The organism is Nitrosopumilus ureiphilus, from assembly GCF_013407185.1.
Lineage (GTDB): Archaea > Thermoproteota > Nitrososphaeria > Nitrososphaerales > Nitrosopumilaceae > Nitrosopumilus > Nitrosopumilus ureiphilus.
This window is the reverse complement of sequence record NZ_CP026995.1, coordinates 379,795-402,989: the sequence shown is the minus strand read 5'-3', so window position 1 is coordinate 402,989 and position 23,195 is coordinate 379,795. Positions and strand designations below refer to the sequence as shown.

Here is a 23,195-nt window from a genome sequence, read left to right as displayed (position 1 = left end):
TTTATAGAGTCTTGTAAATCTCATACATGATTCCATACATTTTGAATTTAGCATCATTGATTTCATTTCTCAATTTAATTATCTTGTTTGAAAGATCTGTTACTTTTTGTTCATAGCCCACAGGTTTTTCAGATTGTACAACTAGTTTGTTTAGTTCCACTTGTAATGTTCTTTGTTCAGCAGAGAGTGTTTCTATCATTTTGTCAAGTTCGACTATTTTGGCAGAAATATCAGATCTGTTTGCAATCTCTAGTGTTATGGATTTGGTATCTTTGGCATTTATTTTGACAGTTGACATTTGGCAAGAGTTGGCAATTATTTTTTCAGCAATTCTGATTACTTTTTCTTCATTGTCAGATGTCACTTTAACCTCAGGTGCTCGTAAAACATCATTTCCCGTACATGCCTCAAAGACTACATTGTATAATTTCAAACCTGTTGTCGTATCAGGTTTGTCTGTGTTTCCGGGGGTCTGTCTGGAAATACTCATTATATTGGTAGTGGTGTCTTTTAGTGGAACTCCAGTAAATGTCAAAACTTGTTTGGTAAAGTCTGATGGCTTTAATTGTGGTGGAGCATTTAGTGCAAATAGATACTTGTTTAGTTCGCCCTTTGCTTGATTAAGTTGGGTTCTCAATGTGCTAATTTCATTTGTTGTATCTGATATTTTCTTTCTTGCATCATCATCAAGTGTCATAGGATCTTTTTTTGCTACATCTGAAAGACTCTTTTTCAAAACAGATAATTTTTGCTGCAAATCTGCAACATTTATCTCCAGTTCAGTTATTTTGTCAGTCACCATTCCCTTGTTTGTAAGTGATGCAGATATAGAATCTGAATTCGTTGCTTTTATAATTGCAGTACTTGTATAACATGTGTTTGCTACAATCTTTTGTGCAAGTTTTACAGTCTTTGCTTCACTATCTGATTTGATCAGTACTTCAGGTGCTCTTATGGTTTTATCATTTGCACAAACCTCAAAGACATAAAGATAGGATATTACCCTAGGATTACTGGATAATTTTCCTTCTGAACCATATTGTTTCACAGTGGATAGTCCAGTTACAGTTCCAAGGGAAGGATTTTGCCTAAATGAGTTTTTTGCGTCAAGTTTATCTTTTGGAATATCTTTAGTGATTCCCATTTTAATTAATTTTTCAGCAGTTGAGGGAGTAAAACAGTCAAAACTATCTGCATTAGTTCTGTATACTTTGACTAAATTTGCCTTGCAAATAATATCAATGTGATTAATTCCAATTTTAGTTTGTTTTTTTGGAGAAATTACATCTGCAAATGCATCTGATGGCATTTGTGAAATAAGCAGTACGGTTAATGACGCGATTGTAAGTATTAGAAATGTTGATTTATTGTTCATTGTTATTTTTCCATCATCAATTTTTTAAACATTTTCATTATTATCTTGAAAAATCCATGTCAGACCAACGATATCTGTTGCAGTAATTCTGATTGGAAGAGCGTTTTTGGCATCACTTTCAATCAGAGAAACTGTCTTGGTCGGGGCAGGGTTATGTTTGTACAGTATTATAGTTGACATGACATATAACAGATGGAGAGTTATATGTTCATACCACTTGATTTGTGGCATGCTTTTTTCAATGGTCCGAATTAAAATAACTAAGATAAATCAATTTAGATTCATATCATATTATCAACTGTTTTTGAATAGTATTGTGGTTCCATTTTTATTTCCAAAATAGTTCTAGCCATATAGGAATGGGGATTAGGCTGTCAAAGGATCTTGAAAAATTTTGATGGGCCCTCGAGGGACACAGATGATTTACCTTTATTCTCTCGCTTTTCAAAGAATTTAGAGCATCAGTAATTTGTTCAAACGTAATTTTATTTTTAATCATAATGCAAACAGAACTGAACCAGTTTTTCTGTTTGAAATTTTGATGTTCTGAGAAATAATTGCTTGATTCATTTTGTAAAATAACTTTTTGTTTCAATGATTCTATAACAACAAACTTTGATTTTAATCTTATGCTAATTAGAAATTATAACTAATACATTCAAACAAGTTGTTTGTTTTTTATTTTAAAAATTTTTTTAAAGTTTTTAAAAAACTCATGTCTAATAAAAAAATGTAGATGTAATTAAGTTCTTGATTATTTTATAAAACAGAATTTTTTTGATTAGAAGCATTAAAAAAATAATTTATGTTGAAAAAATAAAAAGAACAAGATTTAACTATTACAAAGTGCAATAATATGCTGATGAAAGATTCAGATACCCCAGTAAGAGATGGTCTACGAGATTTGAGAGCTCGTGCAAATAAGAGATTTGGCAATATCTTTATTGACAGAAGTAACTACATACAACAATCAATTGAGAAAAATATGACAAACAGTTCTCAGATCTCATCTAAAAAAATCAATCCCTTCAATGAGATTAATAAATTAGATATGCCAACCAAACAAGAAAATACAACAGAAAATTCTGAACATCAAAATTTTGATTCTGATAAGTTCAAATTGAAATCTACAGAAGAACAAGACCCTAACATTAGTGAAACAGAAAAATAAATCTGAATATTTCTAATTTTTTTTACAATTATCAGCGTTAACTTCATTATTACATGAAAACAAAAAGCAAATCTGAACAGGAATATTCAAAGTTTAATTTACTAACAAATGTCATTTTTATAAAAAAGGACGATAACAGATAGGTCCACGTGAATTTTACTATTTTTATAGTGAGTATTTTGAATGCAATTACGCTTAAAACAACGAAATTCTAAATTTTGATGAATTATACATTTGAGAATATCAAACTAGTTCTAGATACCACAAGAGGATTAGAGTATTTATCTGACGCCATAATCGAATCCAGAAATAGCATCCGTATAGAACTAAGTCTTATTGGATTCAAGTTATTTTTTAATTTAAGCGCCCTCGGCGGGATTTGTCAAACTAGTTTAACACTCCTTCGCAAAAATGCTCAAAATCTCAATTTGACCAGTATTCTGAATTAAATAGTTACGAAAAGTACACATATTTTTTGTTGCAGGGAGTCTCCAGACGTAACAAAATATCGGTTTAAAATTGGGGTAGAAATTCAAGGATTCTATCAGGGGAGATCAATTGCCCATCTGGATTGAGAAGATAATCATTGGTTGCAGAGTCTGGCTCGCTTTTCCAAAATCGTTTAATCTTGCCTAGTCCACCTGCAACCAACATTTCTCGTATTACATAAAATGATTCTACACCATCATGTAATCTCACAAGATTCGAGCTAGAATCATCTATCCCCAACCTACTGCTCAAAAGTTTTTTTCTAAAACTGCATATGCTTGAGGAACGACCATTTTCAATTTGGGTGTCAGTAAGTACTATATCGCTACTTCCATCAAAGGTAAGACCACGTCTCCTAAACGTACTTGAGCCAACAAGCATCCACAGATCATCTACAATAATTGTAGTTGTCTCTAAGCTAGAAAATTTACCTGGAAATCCAATGGGATGAAATGCAACAACTTGTTCTTGATGATTCAGTGAATTCATTTTCATTGTTCTATCTTTGATTTCAAAATTAATCATGGGTGCATAGGATTGTGGATAGTCAGGTAATTTCGGAATGCAAAAAATAACATGCAGTCCAGGCATTTCATCAAGTCTTTCTTTTAAAATATTGAAAAGATCAACAGAAAAAGATGCGGGATCACCATACATGGTAGAAGCAAGTGAAGGAGATTCTATGTAAATAAAATTTCTTGCATTAGATATTGCATGTTCCAGTGCCCATTGTGTGTCCCTTCTACCAAAACACGATGTTATAACTTCATCATGAATTTCAGAATAAATTCTATCTCTAGTTTCATCATCATAAGAAGGAAGTGTCAAGTTTGGATGGATTAAACTAACCAAGTCATTCAAGTTGTCTGGTAGATCATTGCTTTCCAGATATTCTCTAAATGTTCCAAACGTGGGTGTTTCACACAAAGGAGAAATATTACGAAGTAGTGAACATGCAAATTGTCCTGTACCAAATGCAGGTTCTCTCCAAACAGAGTCGGATAAAACTAAAAGCCTTTCATTGATATCAGAATTAGTTCGTTTTAGTGCCATTCTTGCAACATCATATGCCAAGAGTCCATTTTCTGTAAATACGCCAACTGCTTGTGTTTCTTTTCCGCTTGGTCGACCCGGACTGCCAAATCTTTGGTCAGCATTTATCATCTCTCCTGCAAGTAATCCACCTGCAATGGTTGCCTTCCAGTGTTCAGAGATTCTTTCTGCCATTAGTAGATCGCGACGAGTCATGGTTGGAAGTCGTGGAGATTCAGTTACATCATCAAAAACCATGACATTGTTAAGTAGTTCACCAGTATCTGGTGGAGGTGTAGGATCAGTACCCAAACCTAAGATATTTGCCTTTGATTCACCTTTGAAATCAATTTCAGCAAATTTGTTGTCAGTAGTTGTCATAAACTCTTCATTTGAATTCTGAATGATGCAAGAAAGATTGCCAAAAATTCGTGATTTGTTATCTCTTGTGACAATAACCAAATCAAACAAAAGTTTTGGAGAATTATTTACAATAGAAGTTTGATTTGTTTTTCTGATATCTAGTGGATCAATCAAATATACTGAGAGTTGTCCAGCTGCATTAACTAGACTTCCAAAACCATCACCACGAACTACACTATTATCAATTATTTTACGAGGAAAGATGCATACCCAAGAGTTTTTAGATAAACCATCAATGGTCAAATGTACATCGCCCTGCTCTTCGGAATTATTCAAGACAAAATTTGCATTGATTTGTTGAATTTGTGATGGTATTTCATTTTCTATAATGCCCGAAGATATAGGAAAATTTGGCCAGCGTATGTTAGCATTTCCTGGAACATCAAAAGTAGTAGAAATCATAGGAGATGTACATAGTGTTATGTCAGCTGAATCGGTCTCAAATAAGCTTGCAAGAATTTCATTTCCATTATTAAGGAATGAAATATTTTCATCGGTACGGATTTTGGGCCGGTATTCTAATTGTGAGCCTCTAAAGTCCACATTTGGAGTTCCCGGTAGATATGTATCTAATCTAACAACTCGCAATCTAAAAAAATCACATATGTCAGATAGGAGCATAGATACGATTACAGCAGGAATATTAAATTCTTCAGATAGCACTCCATTAGTTGAGGGCCCCATCAGAGTTTGCAAGTTACTACTATCAAAACTTATTGGAATGTTTGGATCATCTAACGTAAACAATCCTGAAGCATTATGTGGTGTAACATTTGTCAGGTCATCTCTGTCGTATGGACTTCCATCCGGATGTGTAATTGCAACTCTCACCAAACTGCTGTCAAGTAATCCATTAACCATTTCTTGAAGGTCGTTGCGTTCATTTTTATTCAAAATTTCATGTGCATTAATAATTAGATTAAATGCGGATGCAACTGCCAGTGGATCAATTATCATTCCATCATTATCAAAGATTTTTAGAACAAGCTCGTCAGAACTTTCTATCAGATCATTTGCTTTGATGATTCCCGACGAAGTTACATCACCGCTGAAAAGAAAGTATCTCGGTACGGGCCTTACAGGCAAAGAAGTGGTATTTTCAATAACAAAACTATAGAGTTTTTGAAGCTTTAGATATGATTCTTCAGAAATTATTAACAGGGAACCTGTGAAAGTTGTTTGTTGTCCATCCAGTTCAAGCAAGGTAATTTTTGTAGAATGATCAAAATCTTGCATTATGCCAGACATAGGAGATCTCCAATTAGTAGAGCTAAGACTAAGATCATTTTCATTAAATGATATATTTTCTAGCTCAGACCACACTCCGGACATAACTGGAATGTTTATTCCAAATGCCTCAAGCGCAAAATCATCTAAGCTCATTCTACCACCACATCAATTAATTCATTACAAGTTCGTCTCAAAGAATCGGTTACTTGTATGTGCAGTTTGTCAATTTGTTCATTTAGCTGTATTACAAATTCTGATCTTGTATGAGATACAAGTTTTTTTGTAATTGGACTAGAGTTATTTGGATAATATGGGATTGTATCAGTGTCTTTGGTAAGAATATGTTCAAACTTTGAATTGGATTTTTTGAATAATGTAATTTTTGCTATACCAACAGTTGTATTTTTTACTGGAATATTAGATTCGAATGATATTATAGGCATTGAATTGTTTGAGTCATCATAATTGATTCTTACATTAGAAATTGAGGGACCGTGTTTGGGGAGATTGAATCCTTCCACTACGGCAGAGGGTTTTGACTCCGTACCAAAGTAACCAGCAACAGAATTAGTTTTTCCTAACGCAGTTAGTTGATAATAGTACGGATACCAGCTAGTCTCTACAACATCCTCAACTTCACTATATTTTCGGAGTGTCTCCGAAATTTCTGCATCTTCTGAATCTCCAAATTTTGCAACCCACCACGGATCCTCCACATCAGATATTGTTGTCCAGTTTGGATCATCGACATCACATATTGGAGGTCCAGTTAATCCGGGAACACGCATAAGATCTGGATTTCTTACTCTAAAGAGTCGATATCCTTCAAGTGTGGTTTCATCTCCGGGAATAGCAGTAAGTCTAATGTTTGTCGAAGATTCGGAATTTGCATCTATATTTTTAAGAACAAGTTTTGGCGGTGCCGGTTTTGAAACTTTGGGAACTGCATAAAGCAATGCATTAGATTTTGAAGACTCTAAATTGTTGTTGTTGATCGCAGACACCTTGTATGCATATATTATATCTGAATTTCCAGAAATTTCAATTTCATATCTATTTTCTGGAATCAAGGTTGAGTTTATTCTTGAAAATTCTGAAATACATTTTGTAGAATTGACTTCAGAGATTAAGCTGTTTGCACGTTCAATGATTGAATCACCGTTGAGAGAAACACCTTCTACATTTTTGAGTGCAGACTCATTGCTTGTCCATATGGCATAACCTACTGCTCCAGCAATTGGTTGCCATTTCAAAAGTGCTCTAGCTTTTTTGGTCGCGTCAGGAGGAGTTGTCCAAAGTAATGAGGTATTTAGTTCAGGAGGGGACGGAGGATTTGGATTTAGAATTTGGGCCCTCAAGGGATTCGTAAAGTCACTTTTTTGTCCAGGACGAATTTTTTCTTCTCCACATGCATAGACAACATAAGATATTTCTGATTGGTTATCAAAGGTGCAATCAATCTCCAAAGATAGTTTATACCTGATATTTCTTTCAGGCATTGATTCCTCTATATCCTCAGGATTCAGTATCTCAACAATACCAACTGAGGAATGTACGTATGGCATATCTTCAGAAAAGGTAATTTTAAGATCAATTGTGGATGACAAATCAGTATTGGATGTTTGAAAGCCCGAAGTGACAGAAGGTGGTGCCATATCAGAAGGAAAGAATTTTCCAAAAAATTCAATTGATTCAGGAGAACGAGTAGACCAGTCCCATGAAAAATCAATCTCCATCAGAAATTTTGATGGTTCGTTGGGTTTTGGTTCTACAACAACAGAAAACAATCCGGGTTTCAATACAGGAGGTAAAACAGGGGCATATCTTTTGGCAATCCAGTTTGTCCATTTACCAAAAACATCTACTCCTATTACCATAAAATCAACATCAGCTTGGTTGTTTAGTGGTAGATTGAAATCAGAAACCACATAAGATATCTGGCTGTTATCACCAATATCAGATGGAACCCAAAGCGATGGAGAGCCAACAACTCTTGGATTGATGAAATACTCATTTCGATTAGATTGAACTGCAAGATAGGAATATGGATTAGCTGGAGTATTCCATCTCAGATCTAAGGTTTCAGATAGCATTCCATCTCTGTGTAATGGAGGAGTTTGGAATTTTTTAGTAACAGTGAGATTTGATATGCGCTGAGAGAGATTTTCAGTGTTTCCAAGAGCTGCAATTTCAAATTTATTTCCAAATACTGAAAATGTTCCCACCACCATGTAATCATGCTCTAGATTGGTTTTCTTTGTTGAGGGGAAAACATCTATTGTTCCATATCCCAATGCAGTAGATGCAAAAGGATCCAAACCAATCATTGCCAGAGTTAATTGTACCACAGGAATATCCACAGATGAAGTATCAGATGAAGAATCAAATGTTGTACCTTGCTGATAAATTCCATCCATGTTTAGATGATGCAAATAATCTCTTTGCATAGTGGTAGCATTATCTGCCGCATCCATGCATTTGAAAATCATATAAAGTATGGAATTTTTCGCATACTCGTTTTGATGTTCATTCCCTAGAAACTGCAAATATCTTTCTGGGATAGGATAGTTCCAACTAATAGGCATAGAAGCAATTGGAGAAGATGGCATTGTTGGCAAAGACGATTTTGCTATTGCAAGTCGCAATAGTGCTGCATCATATCCGTTAAGTGGTGCACTAGGGAAGGACTGTTTACCACCAAAATAAGTATTTGAGCGGAATTGTGAATCAACTGGAAATCCAACACTTTCTATCATTTCCCAATCACTCAAATTTGCATAATCATGAGAAGTAATTCCTTGTATTGATAAATTTGCAGGAGTACCGCTCATTCTCAAGGCTTTGATTCCAGATTTTACGAATCTGTAGATGTTTTCCCGGTTTAGTGTTTCTTGTTTTAATACAACATCGTTTTCATCTAAAAATTCCACTTGAATCGGAGCAGATGAAAACATCTTCAACTCCACAGCATACATGTCTGCATCAAACTGGATAACATTATTGCTAAGTCTGTAGGGTAATCTTTTCCACATTTTTTCATAGTTTTTTTGTCTGCGGTAGACTTTGAATGGCATTACTGGAAATCCCAAAATGGGTTCTGAAAGCCATCGTAACACCACAGGATTAGTGTTAATGTCGGTTAGTGGCATTATCTTTGATTTTTGTTTTAGAGTTTTATAGAATGAGTAAATATCGGCAAGAATTCTTTTTTGTTGATGGGGAGGAATTTGAAGACTCGAGTGCAAAAGCTGAAAAAGTTCAGGAAATACTAATCTAGTCAACTGAATCATCTTCCCATGGTGCATTAAATGGCAATCTTATCTCCAATGGCTCTTCAGTTGTAGAGATATCAAACAGATTGCTTGGAGGCGATACAAATTTCAAGAAAAGTACTCTAGATACTTTTTGAATAAAATCTTCAGAAAGAATCACGATGGTTCTTGTTCCACTTGGTGAACATATGAATTTGGAAACATATCCGTTGGATTCTTGAATTTGTAAGGAAGGTACTTTTTCATCTATAGCTCTCTTGAAGGTAGGATCATCCTGATTTGGAACAGTCTCCAGTCTTAGCTCCAATCTATTTCTCCATGCAGGTTCTACAGAATCAATTAAAATTATACATGGCACATATTTTTCATCTTGCTGCATCCAGAAAACAGTAATATTATTTTCTTCAGGAGGAGTAATTACCTTGCCTACAGATTCTAATAATTTTTCTTGAATTTCCTGATCAGACAATGTCATTACAGGATCATCGCCAGTTACTGAAAACTGACTTTTTAGCATACCATGTTGTATTTGAGATGGGAAATCATCTACAAAGTCTTTCAAAGTTTCATATCTAGATGTGACAAAATTGCGACGAAATAATGGTTCTATTACGCTTGAACTCTGAGAACCTGCAGAATCATTAGCACTTTGATTATTTCCTGATGAAGTTGCAACAATATCAAAAGTGTATGACATTGATGGCTTGAGGGAGAAATCCAAAGTGTGTCTTGCATATGCAGAGTTATTGATTGGCGGAATACATGTGAGTCTTCTTCCTGCAAGTCTTGTTATAGACTCTCTAAAAGGAGAAGTTATTATGGCATCGTTTACCGGTTCTGGCTCAGATAGTGTTGTTCTGATTATCTCAGTACCATCATCTGGTCCATTACCGGGATGGAGCTCAGCATCGAGTCTTTTGCCGTATTTTTCATAAAGATCCAAAACATAGCCATCATTAAAGACAATCTTTATTGGCTCACCATAGAAGTGGTATTGTTCTTCTTGAACTGGCACAGTGCCAAGCATAAACTGATTTAGATTTTTTGGAGCGATGTTGTCTGTCTTGAACTTGAAAGTTTGTGTAATGTCAGAGGTTTGTGTGTTTGAATCTTTTTTGATATCAGCGGTATATCCTACATTCAACTGATATACAGTATCGGGCTCCAAGAGCTGTATGGATGGATTATTAAGATATTCTTCTAATGCATCTTGTCTGTCTTGGTTTATTCTTTCTGCAGTAGTTACGCGTTCAACGTCAGTCGTTGAGAGGCTTTCAATAGCACCGATAAATGTATCATATTCTCCTGGAATGTATTCATTTACTATCTCTATGATTCTACAATCTGAATGAGGCGTAAATGTTACAAGTAGTTTTTGAAGGTTCTCAAAATTCATTATTGATTCTAACATAGAAGTAATTTTAGATGACAATGAAGAATCAAGCCAGTGTTGTGGTAGATCTCTGTAGCTTGAAACTGGAGTTTGAGTTATTTCTGATTCTGAAATATGTTTGGAGGAAAGTAATTGTTCAGAAGCATCAAGTTGATTAATGTAAACATATTTGTTGCTAGTTGCCAAAAGTATTGCGACACTTGATGATCTTCCAACATGAAACCTTAGCCAATTATTTTCACCACGAATTATTTTTGGTATTTTAAAGTCAAAACTATTATTTTTTTGTACTGTCTTTGTTTTTGGTAATTGAAGTAATTTATTACAGAGTGGTTTTTTCTTTATCTTTTTAGAAAAATCGGGTTTCATGTTTACAATTATTCTGGCAGGAACTGTAAATTGTCCACTGCGTCTTCTGTCAATGACATTGTATAGCAGTTCCTGTGTTGAAGGTGATGGTTCTTCTACATATAGAATAGGGCCGGTGTCATTGTTATTTTGTTCATTTAGGTAAGAGCCATTGACATTCCAACCGCTGCCAGATAATCCGTATGGTTGTCCACAAAACATCCAAAGAGTTGGAACAGCCTGTTGGATTGAATCACAGATATTGCCCCATCCTTCATTAACTACATTATCTAGTGATTCTGATCTTTCTAGTGCCTTCTCAATTGCAACGGGTACCGTTGTGAACAATGCAAGCTCTACGTTGGTATTAGAACCTGGTTGCCCTGGTGGATAATCTCGTCGCCAGACAGCCGAAGCTTCCATTGGGGCCACACTAGGAGTGATTTGTAAACTTGTAAGCGAATATCGGACTTTGGTGTCACCGCCCATTTCCAGCCATCCAATACCTTCAGATGTAACAGAAAGACTTGGAGGCGTGCGTAGTGTGGAAGTAAAAGTTGCAACATTATTGACAAGTGGTGAAGCAATCATTTGGATTACTGGGACAGAATCAATTGGGACTACAGGCAAAGTTTCACCGCTATCTCCTGCAACTGCATTTCCAAGGCTTGCATCAATTGGTCTTTCAGATCCCTGTCCTTCAGAGATTGCAGGAGAGCGACTCTGTAGATACACATTTGTTACAAGGTTGCTTGGAGAAAGTTCTCGTTCAGGATCTCCGATACTTAGTTTTACACATCCTTCAATTGTAAAAAATAGCAATCTGATTTTTCCACATATTCTGCCTTCGATGTATGTTGGTTTTGGAGCAAGAACTGAAAGATCACTTTGAACACCAATGCTGATTATTATGAGACGTAGCTCACCTTCAAGATGAATATAACCTGCAATAAGGAATGGGGAAGATGAGATGCCCAGATGTGCACCTGCGGACACTTTGAGATATATTCCGATACGTTCATTGCCAATTATTACTGAAGCTTCAATTCCGGTTGCAAGTGCAATCCCAGGTAAAGTAATGCGTTGATCTCTTGATATTGGAAAATTTTCGATATCTTTTCCATCTGCCATAAAGTATGCCGAACCCTTTACAATGTTGAGTATTCTTGCTTGAGCAGGATGTGAAATAGTTCCAATGTAGAGGTGCCAGTTTTTCATATTATCTAGTTTAAAGAACAACTCAACTGGAAGCTCTATTGAGATTAGCTTTTCAACGTCATAGTTTACAAGCAGCCCTACAGTTAACGTGTTTTCGTTAAAATCTAGATCAACAACACCAAGAATTCCAACATCAATATCTCCATCATCAGGTTTTGGAAGTTTTTTGAGAAAAGACATTTTTACAAAAATCAAAAGTCTTGGACCCGGAAGTTCTAACATGAATGTTCCATGAAGGTTACAAGTAACGCCAGAATCCAAAGTGCCAAGTATTATTCCTACACCAAAACTCCATTTATCAAGCTCAGGCTTCCACAAAGATGAAGATATAGTAGTAGGCTTTCCGCCTGCTTCTTTTAGCCACAATAACGCAGGACTGACACTGCTTCCAGGAGGACGAGTCTTTTCAGCCCGTTTGTAGTGCATAGCAAAAAGACCGCTGAATCCATATATTCCAAGTCCAGAAGCAGGAAGAATTATCGGAGAACCAAACTCCAAATCCATTCCAACAAGCACTGCAGTTGACTTTCGTTGCTCTGATTCAGGTACTGTTTCTGGTCCTCTTACTGGTTCAGTCATCACTCCAGCTGAAATCCTAAGTTTTGCTGGAATCACAGTAAGATCAATAGAGCCGGAAATTTTCTTTCCACCATCTACGTCTTTAATTGAAAGACTGCCTTTCCCAACAATTGTTTTTGGGATATCAATTTTAACGGTGGTTGGTAAAATTACAGTCGATTTAGAAGGATCATTCAATGGAATCATGACCTTGAACTTGTCAACTGAAATCACTCCAGTATCTCCCTTTAATGCCAGATCAAAATTGATTGTAGAAGGATTGTATCTAATAACATTTACTGCAATAATTTGAATTATATCGCCTAATGGACCGGCGATGTTAAACAGACCGGGATCTGTCAGGTTTAATTCATAGCCTTTTGAAGAATCAAAAACCGTGTTGTACTCAAAGCCATTATCAAAATTAAGATTAAATCCCATTGCATTGTAGCGAACCTTAAGTGGTTCTGACGATGAAATTCCCAATGCAGGAATATCAATATCAAACAAAACACTGTAATCAAAAAACAATGCGGCATTTGAAAATGATTCTCCACGTATGTGTTGCAATATCAACTCCAAACCATGAAGAGTGATTTTTTTAGTTTTTACAAGTTCCAATAACCCACTAACAACTGCCATAGCGCCACCTAATGCGGCTCTTCTAATACGTTCATTCGTTTCTGCATTAGGATCATCAAGTAATGGAGCAGCAATTAGTAAAGAACCTAAAATATTTTTAAATTCAGTATATTCATCATCAACACTATTTTCTAATTGAAGTAATCCGTTATGATCATCGGATCTTAACGATCCGGTTTCTGTAAAAGTTTTTGTGATATAGTCATAAGAAATTCCAAACTTTATTTCAAATACCCCATCAGTTCCAAATCCGGAAGGAGGTGCTGATAAGTCATCAGATGAACGAATTTTTTTTTCAAGTTCTGTTAGAAAATCAAGTTTTAATAATAATTCACCAAAGATGTAGTTGTCTTTTCTAGCACTAAATTTTACTCCTATTCTTTTTATTGCACTTGGGGCCTTTGGTGTTCTTGGAGGAACAGGTGTGGGAAGCAGAGATAAATCAGATTCATGAAGATTGGCTGAATTATCTCTTTCAATTGTGGCACTGATATTTGTTTGAGGGTAATGAACTGCTGCCTGTACTTCTAGCTTTCCAAAATAATTATTTTCATGGTTAGATGGAATTTCATGGTAGGAGTCTTTTACCACATTATGAAATTCAATAAATAAATTGCCGCCAGAGAAATTAATCATAGAGTTATGTATGGCTATTTTTCTTAGAAAATTTCTGTTTCTTATTATTGAAAATAATCCTTTTAAAATACGTGAGGGATAACTAGACAAACCATCTAGTTTTTCTTCATCATTTTCTGAATCATAATATGTATCATCTGAAGGATTATCACCGAATAACAGATTATTACCAGGAAAATATCGAGAACTAAGAGATACCAGAACTTGGTGTTCATTATCCTGTAAATCTGGGTCTTGTTCAAGAGTTCTAATTTCTTCTATGAAATCTTCAAGATTATCTGGGTATGCATCATATGCGGTTATAATAAATTCTGCAATTCCATTTGTTGTTTTAACATTAGTTAGCCAAAACTTAAAGGAATTGATTCCTTTATAGCCACCATACGATGATGAATAATTCTGAAAAATATCTGACGATACTGTATCATAATCGACGTATGCACTAATATTAACTATGTTCGGTTTGTCATTTTTAAAATAAAATTCAAAGGTTTCATTATCATTTTTTTCTGGAAAATCTATGATTATGGTATATCTTTGATTTTCTTGTACCTCAAATGAAAATAATCGATTTAATTCATCAAGTTCAATTCCATCGATTAATTCATTGTCATTATTGTAAATTTTTACTATAGGATTTTTTCCTCCAAGAACCTTAAAGGTTTCAACGCCATTACCATTTGATTTCAAATGAGTTATAGCATATCCAGATATTGGTTCAGAATTTATTGTGATGTTTATTGGAAGAAGCTTTGCTGGTCTATCATACTCCGTACCATCATTTTCATTAACTAGTTTCTCAGTTATGTTTATGTCATATGTTCTTGAGAAACTTTTTTTTGGTTCTGAAATGTCTTCTACACTAATAGTAAATTTTGAAGAATTTGTTTTTCCAGCAAAGGATACTTCTTTTGTAACATCATCCCAATGATTTGTACTGTCATTATCAAAAGTTATGTTAATGTCATATGGAGGTGTTCCACCAGAAATTTCAAGCTGAAGAATAGAAGAATCGGGTATTTCTGTGACTTCATTTTCTTTTAGTAAGAGTTTTCTTCCACCATCGTAAATGAGAGGAATAACTTCCAAGTTTCCTTCATTAATGTATACGTCCCCAGAAACATCAATTAAGAAATCATTCCGAGGGATAGTAAAGAGTAATTTTTCAAGAGATAGTTGAAAACCAAAACTCAGAGATTGATTTTCCCAGTAGAATCTACCTCCTCTTATGTAAAGGCCCTTAAATCCCTCACCTATACCAAATTCTTCTAAGATATCTGGCGGAGTGTATTCTGAGCTTAAATCCAATATTATGTTTTCAATTCCAAACCCCCATCGTCCTGTATGATGTACTGCAATTGGAGGAATCATCCGTACCAAGTCGCCAGATTCAAGGTCATTATCGTCTAATGAACGGCTACCCCAAGACTTAAGATCAAAATCAAAATCAAAATAATCATCCATGCTTCTTTCAATAACAAAGGATATTTTTGGCAATACGATTTTTACCCGACCTTCAAATTCTGGACTAGTATTTTCAATTAGTTTATTATCATCGGTTAGTTTGCCAGGTTTCCACAAATCTGGAAGTTGAAATGTAAGTGTATTCATTAACAGTTCCAACTTGAATTGAATTGAGGGTTTATCGTTTGTTTCTGGTGCAGAATCAAACACTGCAAAAAGATCACTTACTGCAGTTGAAGAAGTTCTGTCTTCCATTTCTTCTATAATGTCATCAACAAATGCTGAACCCATTCTAGGAATTGTGAATCTAAAGTCAGTTTCAAATCCTTCAAAACTAAATTTAGTGTTACCTTTTGAAATTATAGGATCAGAACCGAGTTTTACTAATGCAGTCCCAGAATAAACTATAGATTCATCATCATGTGCAGAATGGAGTTTTTTAATTTCAAAACTATCTAAAAAATTCTGTATTTCTTCTGGTAGTGTAAATCCTGCCAAAAAATAAGGGGCAAGAAAAGAAATAAAGCTTACATTAGAATCTCTCTCAGATACCAACATATTATCATTGTTTTGTAATAACTTCTTAATAGGTAATTATCATGTGCTTTTTAAATTGCGATCAACAATAAAGTTATTTTCCACGCAATTACGATAAGATTATGTCTTTTTCCTTAATGCCCAACTTTCCAAGAAAGTTTTTTACAATTGATTTTAATGATTCATGGGAGCAATTTGAATATCTCAGTAATGCAAATTATGTAGGATATAGAGCAATTCCTAGTACATCTGATGAGCCACGTGATGCCCCATCCATAGAAATTCGTGATTCAGAATCTGCGTCAACTTCAGAAACAATCTGCTTTAGGGATGATGTCATGGTGTTGGTAATAGGCAAGACATTATGGTATGATAAAAAAACAGTAATTGATTGTCCTGAGTCATGAAATTTAGTTATTTAGTGGATTCAAACGTTGAGTTCACATCGCTAGTATATTCAATAATAATTTACTTGACATGTTTAGCATAAGTATAAGGCTTTGAAGTTTTAGTTAAACACACTATTCTAAAAAACATGTGCAAACCTGTCAAGATTTGAACATTGAATCTTTTAAAGAGATATGAAGAATTAGTTCAACACCCTACCAACAACCAAATCCATTAGGATTTGAATGGGTAATCTTACTATGATTATCTTGTGTAATCTATAGTTGAATTATACAATAGGTTTAACAAATTAACTCCAAATGCTGATATTCATTTATGTGATTACGTGAATTAGAATTATGGTTGGAAAAAAGCCCGTAAATGTAATACTACAGATGATTTTTGCTGTGATTCCGATTCTAAATTTCTATGCAAGTTACAAGATTCAAAAATTAAGATTATGGTTTTTGATTTTTGGGGTAGGAGGGTTTATCTTTGAACTCGTTCAAACACGTTTCTTTTTTGGAGAAGAATATTATATTTCATTTGGATCATTTGAAGGTCGCTTACCTGAAAGTGTCATTCTATTCACGATTATCTTTGTCATCCTTCAAGTGTTTGTTATGAGAATATGGTCAAAGAAATGGAATGAATCATTCATAGATGAGAATAAAATTTCTCAATAAATTAAGAATTACGTGATCTATACAGGATTATGATGTTCAAACCTATTGGGATTTGAACATTGGGGATTCGAATTAGTATTTCAAATCCTTCGGCGGGATTTGTGAAAATAGTTCAACTCCCTTCAGTTTTAGGCCAAAATAGACCCAAAAATGGCTCACAGATTCAACTCTACGAGGACTCGCCTACCAAATTGGGGATAAAATTGACGCAGAATAAACATTAAAGTAAATTTTAAAATAAAAAGAGGAAAATTCCATCTTATCTTATCAATTTTACATTTACAGGAGTTGGTCTTGATATTGTATTTGCAACCGGAGAGGCCTTCTTTGCAAGCTCAATCAATTCCTGCAAGATTTCATCAGATGTATCAGACTTTATCTTAAAAGAGATGTTGATTCCTTGATATCCAGGATTCGTATCATCTAACTGAAGTAATCCATGAAGATCAATATTCCCCTCTAGAGTTGATTCAATTGAATCAATCTTCACCCCTCTTGCTGCTGCATGAGCAACTAAACTAGTCGTTACACACCCAGCTAATCCTGCTAAAAGGTATTCAACAGGATTTGCTCCTCTATCTTTTCCTAAGAGAACTGGTGGTTCATCTTTGACAAATGTATGGGGTTTACTTCTGGTGTGAGTCTTGCATGCACCATAGTAATCATTGACAGTTGTGTGATTTTCTGTTCCGCCAACCCACTTGTTTTGGACACGAAAGTTGAATTTTGCAATCTCACCATTTTCTTTGATGCTGTCAATCGTTTCAAAAAGTTGAGTGACATTAACACCATTTACCATTTTTGCTCGGGTTTGAACATTCATGTTAGTGATATCATGATATCATTATATTAATTTATCTATTTATGATATCATGATATCATAATTTATATAATCATGATTAGGAATGATATCATTGACAAAAGATATTCTGATTAGAGGATTCGACGATTCAACTCATTTTGAACTTGGAAAAAAATCAGATCAGATGGGGGTTTCAATTAATTCTATAGTAAAAGATGCTGTAGAACAGTGGCTTGATAAAAAAATACATGTTCCTCACGTACATGATTTACTAATTTACTCTGATGAAAAATCAATGAATGGGTTTCTAAATTCTTTGGACAGAATGACAAGCAGTACAGAATGGTTCAAGTCATTTGCTGCACCCCCAAAACACCATACAGAAAAAGTTTTATCCAAACTTAATTGGTATAATGGAACGGTTAAACCATACAAACCACATGGAGAAGATGGTTCAAAATATTGTGGTAAAGTAATTCAAAACATTACAAAAGCATCAACGAAAAAACCATTGTGTTGTGTTGACTTTGTAATTACAGATGTTGCAAATAATTCATTTACTCAGGCAATGAAGCTTGAAAAACAATATGATGATGCTAGGCTTCCAGGATTAATGTTTTGTCCATACAAAGCGAGTGATTTGATGAATTCTGACATTACAGATATGATTGAGTTATTTTTGATGCATGATAGAATCTTTGTTCTAAAAAATGATGATATTTACAAACTACATATTACAAAAGAGAGCATTCATAAGATATTTTTGAATTAAATTAAGATTCTAACTAATCAAGTCGGCTTCCTAGAAATCATCCACAATAAAGCAGAAATCACACACATCCTGTGACAGTTGTAAGCCAGTACACGATACAACAATTCCTTCTCCTTCATATCATTGTGATATGATTTTGTCTCTGAACCAAATCTTCTCTTGATGACAGAAAATATCGTCTCACACTTGTTTCTCTGATGGTACAGCGTATAATCAAACTCCCTTCTCATCATTTTTCTGTATCTCCCGCATGGACGATCTGATCTGCCATCATTACATAATTTATTTTCCATTGATAATTTTGAAACATTGTGCGCATTAAATAACTTCCAACAAATCCCATTCTCAAAAATCATATGAGTTACTTGACCTCTCTCAAAAATTACCTTTTATTATTCAACAATATTATGACAACACGTTAGATCCATACGTATTATCTGAAATAAGTAATCGTCTTTTAGAGATTCAAAAAATCAATCCAGAGAGGTACGCTGTCTTGGTGAATGAATTTGCGTGATCCAGATTTGATCGATACAGAAGACAGTTTCAGAAAATTTTGTAACGAAATAGTTGTTAAACTGGCAAATTATTTCAAGAATCAAAATGAAATTACGGTTAACAGAAAAGATCAATTTTAATAAAATATCGCAACAGTTCATTTGTGAAAAGAATATCCGTTTCAGATTTGATGGAAGTTGTCTGTGATTTGCAGGAACTTTATGATTACATTGACTTGATGAAAAGTGATAGCAAAATCGAAGAAGTGTTAGAAATACAAGTGAAAGGAAGAGGGGAGCATCCAGTATTGTTGCCTATTTTGAAGAAATGTCACAGAATTATTGATGAAAATGATTCAAACTTTGATATCTTTGAGCCGCTTCATGACGAAATGAATGTCTGTATTGATTATCTGGAGAAAAACTATTCCACAAAATCAAGAATACTAAAAATTCCTGAAAAACTCAGATCAAAAGACTATGACAAGATGCTTGAGCATATAAGCAGAATGATTGACATTCTTGTTGGATATTCTGACAAGCTTACAGTTACAAATTCTACATCTAAAAAAACTATACTACCAAATGAAATGAAATTACATCCAAAAATCATCAAAGCAAGCAAGAATCTTTTTCATGACAAACATTACTCTCAGGCAATTTTTGAGGCAGTCAAAGTTTTAGAAAAAGAACTCAAATCTAAAAGCAAAGTAAAAGACAAGATTGGTGTAAACTTAGCAAATATTGTCTTTAACAAAGAAAATCCAATCATAAAGATTGTAGAAGGTGATGATCAAGAACAGATTGATGAAAGAGAAGGATTTAGATTTTTGTACATGGGAGCATTTTTGGGAATAAAAAATCCAAAATCACATTCTATTCAACATCTAAAAGATCCTGAAAAAGCAAAAGAGTATCTTTCTTTTATCAGCCTCTTAATGAAAAGATTGGATGAAGCAGTAAATGAGTGAAAAACAGGCATTAAACAGAAAAATTTCTAATAACACAATTAGTGTAACTGCATCATTTGTGTTCTTTTTACTTACAATAACAGTTCCACAACCATTTCTACAGCCAATATTGATTTATGATTATGAGCCATCTACAACAAATATTTGGATTAAAAACAATGGTTTTCAACCAGCCACAGATGTAATAATCGAAGTAATTCCGCTAAAGGATATCAAACTCACAAACGCAACAGCAGCACTAGTATCAGATGGCATATTAATTTCAGAATATCTAAAGAATGACAATAAAATATTTCATGTTCAACAGTTATACAATAAAGATAACTTGGGAATAACTTTAAGCAGTGAACAGAAAATAAGTGATGAGGACATAAAAATCATCATAAGATCAAATGAAGTAATAGGAATTGAAGCAGAGGGTTTCTGGCAAGATTTGATCACCAATCTTCAAATAATGTTATTAGGAATTGCAATTGTTTTTGGAATTGTGGTATACTTTTTTGTTTCATGGGTACTTCAAAAATATCAAAACAATAACTAATATGGATTACATACGGCAATTCTGTAATTTTTCTAAAATCTTATCATAAATCTTTATCTTGTCTTTTGACATTACATTCTTTTTAAGATACCACAACGTGCTCTTGTTGATTTCCAGTTTCTTTCTTTCCTCATTACTCATTGACAAAATTCTGTTTCTCAACTCTAAACCATCATCTCTGTTAATCTTAATTGGCGGAACTTTAATCTCCAATGTCTTTTTCCTATCCTCAACAAACTGTTAGATCCCTATGAAGGAATAAGGCCAGATTTTGATCTAATAAAAGAAAAGTAGGATTACATAAAACAGAAAGAGATTTGGGGAGAACACACAGACATCATCATTGGAAATGCATCAGAAGAAAGAAATGAATTTCTTTCAGATCTTCGAAAAAATAGTGTCGTTAACTGTTGGCACGTAAGCGAATACGAATCAGCACATATGTGGAAGATGTATGCAGATGATAATTTAGGAATAGCAATACAATCCTCTGTTAAGAGACTCAAAGATGCGTTCAATAAATCTGATGACTACATAAGAATAGGTCAGGTGATTTATTTGGATACTACAAAAGAAGGAATTGGGAGAGATTGGATTTATAACAAACATTTCTTTGTCAAAAGGAAATCGTTTTCTGCTGAAAATGAACTAAGGGCATGTATTTCAAAAAATGTTAAGTATTCCGGAAGTAGTGAAGTAGAATTTGAAGAATACGGAAAATATGTTGATGTAGATGTAGATACATTGATTGAAAAAATATACTTGGCACCACTTTCAAAACCATACTTTCAAAAAGCGGTAAAATCAATCATGAATAAATATGGATTGGAAAAAGAAATTATCAAATCGGAACTATTTTCTCTGAAATGAACTACCAAGAACTATTCTCTGAAATTTTTAGTCATCATAAAGAAAGAATGAAAAGAAATTATCATAAAGAGGATCCAGAAGAAATTTCTCCAAATGAAAAGGCAATATTGACAGGATTTTCAAAATTACCTTGCAAATTAGACATAATCGAAGTCAATTTGGATGAAAACAATCCAAGTAAAAGAGGCTGTTTACTAAAATATGATTTGACAAGTCTGGAAGAGTCAAAAATAACAATTCACGATATAATTGAATGCAATACAGAAGAGTTGAAAAAGGCTCTCCAGAAAAATTTTTGTCTTTCTGAAAATCGTTCTGAAGTATTATCAACAGAGATAAACAAAGCAAAGTCAACAGCGGGATTTCCGTTAGAAGATGCTTATGTGCATTTTTTGGATTATGACATAAAAGAGAATTTTGACAAGTTCAAAGATGAGATGACTTCACCGTTCTATCCATTTTTTACAGATTATTTTGCTCAAAAATACAATACAGTAGAAAAAATAGATTTCAATAAACTGTATGAACTTTTACCAGAAAAAACAATCCCAATATCAGAATATCTAAAGCCAGACCTTAGAGGTTCTGCCTATACAATTGAGGAACTACAAAAGCAAGTAAGTTCTTTGAGTTTAATTCCGAAGGTACCAGATACTGTCAAAAGTATGTTTAAAACTGCAAAAGATCTGTATGTTTTATCATTTTTCAACTATCAATTGTTTACAGTTGCAAGTCATTACAGCCTGTTATCATTCGACACCGCTTTGGAATACAGATTCATTACAGATATTGGCAATAAAGCTCAAATACATTATGAAGATGAAATTCAAGAGTTAACTAATCCAACATATTCAAAAATATTTAGCCGTTTGCAAAACCAAAAAAGAAAACAAAATTGGAAATTGTACAAGGTTCGTGTTAATGGAAAAAAATTTCCAATGTCATCAAATGAATTAATTTCGTATCTTATGGCAAATGGAATCATTCCAAAATGGCAAGCAAACATATTTCAAGCAATTAAAAAACTCAGAAATTCCATGACACATATCGATCATACATCCACATTTGCTCCAAGTATGGCATATGGTATGCTAGAAAGTCTATGTTATAGCATAAACATTATGTTTCATAATGACAAAAATCACTAAAAATTAAAAGGCAAGATAAAGTCTTATGTATAGAATCAATGCTACTCGGTAAACAGACACATTATGCCTAACAAAAATGTGATTTCAGCATCCTAGTATCGCACATGAAATATGCAGTGTCGTGCACGATACATCAAGTATCGCAAGCAAAACAGCAGTATTGCAAAGTATCGCGTCTGACCTAGGTAGGTGTGTGAAGTATCAAGAATAGTGGTAGGACTTTGCAGGAAAAAAATATTCGAACCTTGTTTTTCTAGCGATCATGTATATTATTTTACCTTGATCGCCCCTAAATGATCGCAAGACACAGCTCAATTTTGGCAAGAATCCCTTTAGACTCAATATCGCTTTAGGATTAATCTAGACCCTCAATAACATGGATCATTGATCTAAACAAATGATTCATGAACATTATAAACAAATTTTGCATAACAAATATCAAAGATTATAATAATAATTTAAATCCATCATGGGAAGAAGTTAGAAGTCTAGCTTGGATATTTGTAGAAGAGTAACTCTGAATCCATACAGATTCATAATTACTGAATAATAATTTTCGAGGAATTGCCGATTAGAAGCTTCCAATAATGATGCGATTCAAGTTAACCTAAATGTAACATCGGGTATTCCTACAGCCCAAATGAATACTGTTATGTCCCCTAGGACCCCCACCCTTTATCTGATGGAGAGTTTTGTAATCATTTATCGCCTCTTATTGCTGATTTCTTCTCAA

Annotated in this window: 16 protein-coding genes; 8 read left to right on the top strand and 8 right to left on the bottom strand. The window is 34.1% G+C overall.

Going from position 1 to position 23,195, the window contains the following annotated elements:
* Position 1: 1 nt before the first annotated feature.
* The gene (locus C5F50_RS02235) at positions 2-1,375 is read right to left on the bottom strand and encodes a hypothetical protein (protein WP_179372085.1); all 1,374 of its coding nucleotides are present in this window, start codon (positions 1,373-1,375) and stop codon (positions 2-4) included.
* Positions 1,376-1,399: 24 nt separating this feature from the next.
* Complete coding sequence (locus C5F50_RS02230; RefSeq protein WP_179372084.1) at positions 1,400-1,555, bottom strand: hypothetical protein; 156 nt, start codon at positions 1,553-1,555, stop codon at positions 1,400-1,402.
* A gap of 682 nt (positions 1,556-2,237) precedes the next feature.
* Between C5F50_RS02230 and C5F50_RS02225 the strand changes: the two genes are divergently transcribed.
* Entirely contained in the window at positions 2,238-2,546 is a 309-nt protein-coding gene (locus C5F50_RS02225) for a hypothetical protein (RefSeq protein WP_179372083.1), read from the top strand.
* 513 nt (positions 2,547-3,059) lie between these two features.
* Here C5F50_RS02225 and C5F50_RS02220 read toward each other — a convergent pair.
* The 3 genes from C5F50_RS02220 to C5F50_RS02210 all read right to left on the bottom strand — a co-directional run bounded on the left by C5F50_RS02220 (position 3,060) and on the right by C5F50_RS02210 (position 15,809).
* Complete coding sequence (locus C5F50_RS02220) at positions 3,060-5,873, bottom strand: phospholipase D-like domain-containing protein (RefSeq protein ID WP_179372082.1); 2,814 nt, start codon at positions 5,871-5,873, stop codon at positions 3,060-3,062.
* Positions 5,870-8,869 (bottom strand): fibronectin type III domain-containing protein, encoded by a 3,000-nt coding sequence (locus tag C5F50_RS02215; protein ID WP_179372081.1) that lies wholly within the window; start codon positions 8,867-8,869, stop codon positions 5,870-5,872. Before C5F50_RS02215 ends, C5F50_RS02220 begins: the two co-directional genes overlap by 4 nt.
* A gap of 124 nt (positions 8,870-8,993) precedes the next feature.
* Entirely contained in the window at positions 8,994-15,809 is a 6,816-nt protein-coding gene (locus tag C5F50_RS02210) for a hypothetical protein (protein ID WP_179372080.1), read from the bottom strand.
* A gap of 101 nt (positions 15,810-15,910) precedes the next feature.
* On the opposite strand from C5F50_RS02210, the gene C5F50_RS02205 reads away from it, so the two are divergent.
* Together C5F50_RS02205 and C5F50_RS02200 are read left to right on the top strand one after the other, a co-directional pair.
* Positions 15,911-16,195, top strand: a complete 285-nt coding sequence (locus tag C5F50_RS02205) for a hypothetical protein (RefSeq protein WP_179372079.1) — start codon at positions 15,911-15,913, stop codon at positions 16,193-16,195.
* 339 nt (positions 16,196-16,534) lie between these two features.
* On the top strand, positions 16,535-16,861 hold the full coding sequence (locus C5F50_RS02200) for a hypothetical protein (protein ID WP_179372078.1): 327 nt from the start codon (positions 16,535-16,537) through the stop codon (positions 16,859-16,861).
* A 259-nt stretch (positions 16,862-17,120) separates the two neighbouring features.
* On the opposite strand, the gene C5F50_RS02195 is transcribed toward C5F50_RS02200, so the two are convergent.
* Positions 17,121-17,684: an OsmC family protein gene (locus C5F50_RS02195; protein ID WP_179372077.1), complete on the bottom strand. Its 564-nt coding sequence runs from the start codon at positions 17,682-17,684 to the stop codon at positions 17,121-17,123.
* Positions 17,685-17,775: 91 nt separating this feature from the next.
* Here C5F50_RS02195 and C5F50_RS02190 point away from each other — a divergent pair, with 91 nt between their 5' ends.
* On the top strand, positions 17,776-18,435 hold the full coding sequence (locus C5F50_RS02190; protein ID WP_179372076.1) for a hypothetical protein: 660 nt from the start codon (positions 17,776-17,778) through the stop codon (positions 18,433-18,435).
* Positions 18,436-18,452: 17 nt separating this feature from the next.
* Here C5F50_RS02190 and C5F50_RS13370 read toward each other — a convergent pair whose 3' ends face one another.
* The gene (locus C5F50_RS13370) at positions 18,453-18,665 is read right to left on the bottom strand and encodes a transposase (protein WP_425340051.1); all 213 of its coding nucleotides are present in this window, start codon (positions 18,663-18,665) and stop codon (positions 18,453-18,455) included.
* A 431-nt stretch (positions 18,666-19,096) separates the two neighbouring features.
* Here C5F50_RS13370 and C5F50_RS02185 point away from each other — a divergent pair, with 431 nt between their 5' ends.
* Together C5F50_RS02185 and C5F50_RS02180 are read left to right on the top strand one after the other, a co-directional pair.
* Positions 19,097-19,903, top strand: coding sequence for a TIGR02391 family protein (locus tag C5F50_RS02185; RefSeq protein ID WP_179372075.1), 807 nt, complete (start codon positions 19,097-19,099; stop codon positions 19,901-19,903).
* Positions 19,896-20,444, top strand: coding sequence for a hypothetical protein (locus C5F50_RS02180; protein ID WP_179372074.1), 549 nt, complete (start codon positions 19,896-19,898; stop codon positions 20,442-20,444). Before C5F50_RS02185 ends, C5F50_RS02180 begins: the two co-directional genes overlap by 8 nt.
* Positions 20,445-20,450: 6 nt before the next feature.
* Here C5F50_RS02180 and C5F50_RS02175 read toward each other — a convergent pair whose 3' ends face one another.
* Entirely contained in the window at positions 20,451-20,657 is a 207-nt protein-coding gene (locus C5F50_RS02175; RefSeq protein WP_179370586.1) for a hypothetical protein, read from the bottom strand.
* A gap of 228 nt (positions 20,658-20,885) precedes the next feature.
* Here C5F50_RS02175 and C5F50_RS02170 point away from each other — a divergent pair, with 228 nt between their 5' ends.
* Both C5F50_RS02170 and C5F50_RS02165 read left to right on the top strand, forming a co-directional pair.
* Entirely contained in the window at positions 20,886-21,314 is a 429-nt protein-coding gene (locus C5F50_RS02170; protein WP_179372073.1) for a DUF2971 domain-containing protein, read from the top strand.
* Positions 21,311-22,462, top strand: a complete 1,152-nt coding sequence (locus C5F50_RS02165; RefSeq protein ID WP_179372072.1) for a hypothetical protein — start codon at positions 21,311-21,313, stop codon at positions 22,460-22,462. Before C5F50_RS02170 ends, C5F50_RS02165 begins: the two co-directional genes overlap by 4 nt.
* Positions 22,463-23,195: the final 733 nt, after the last annotated feature.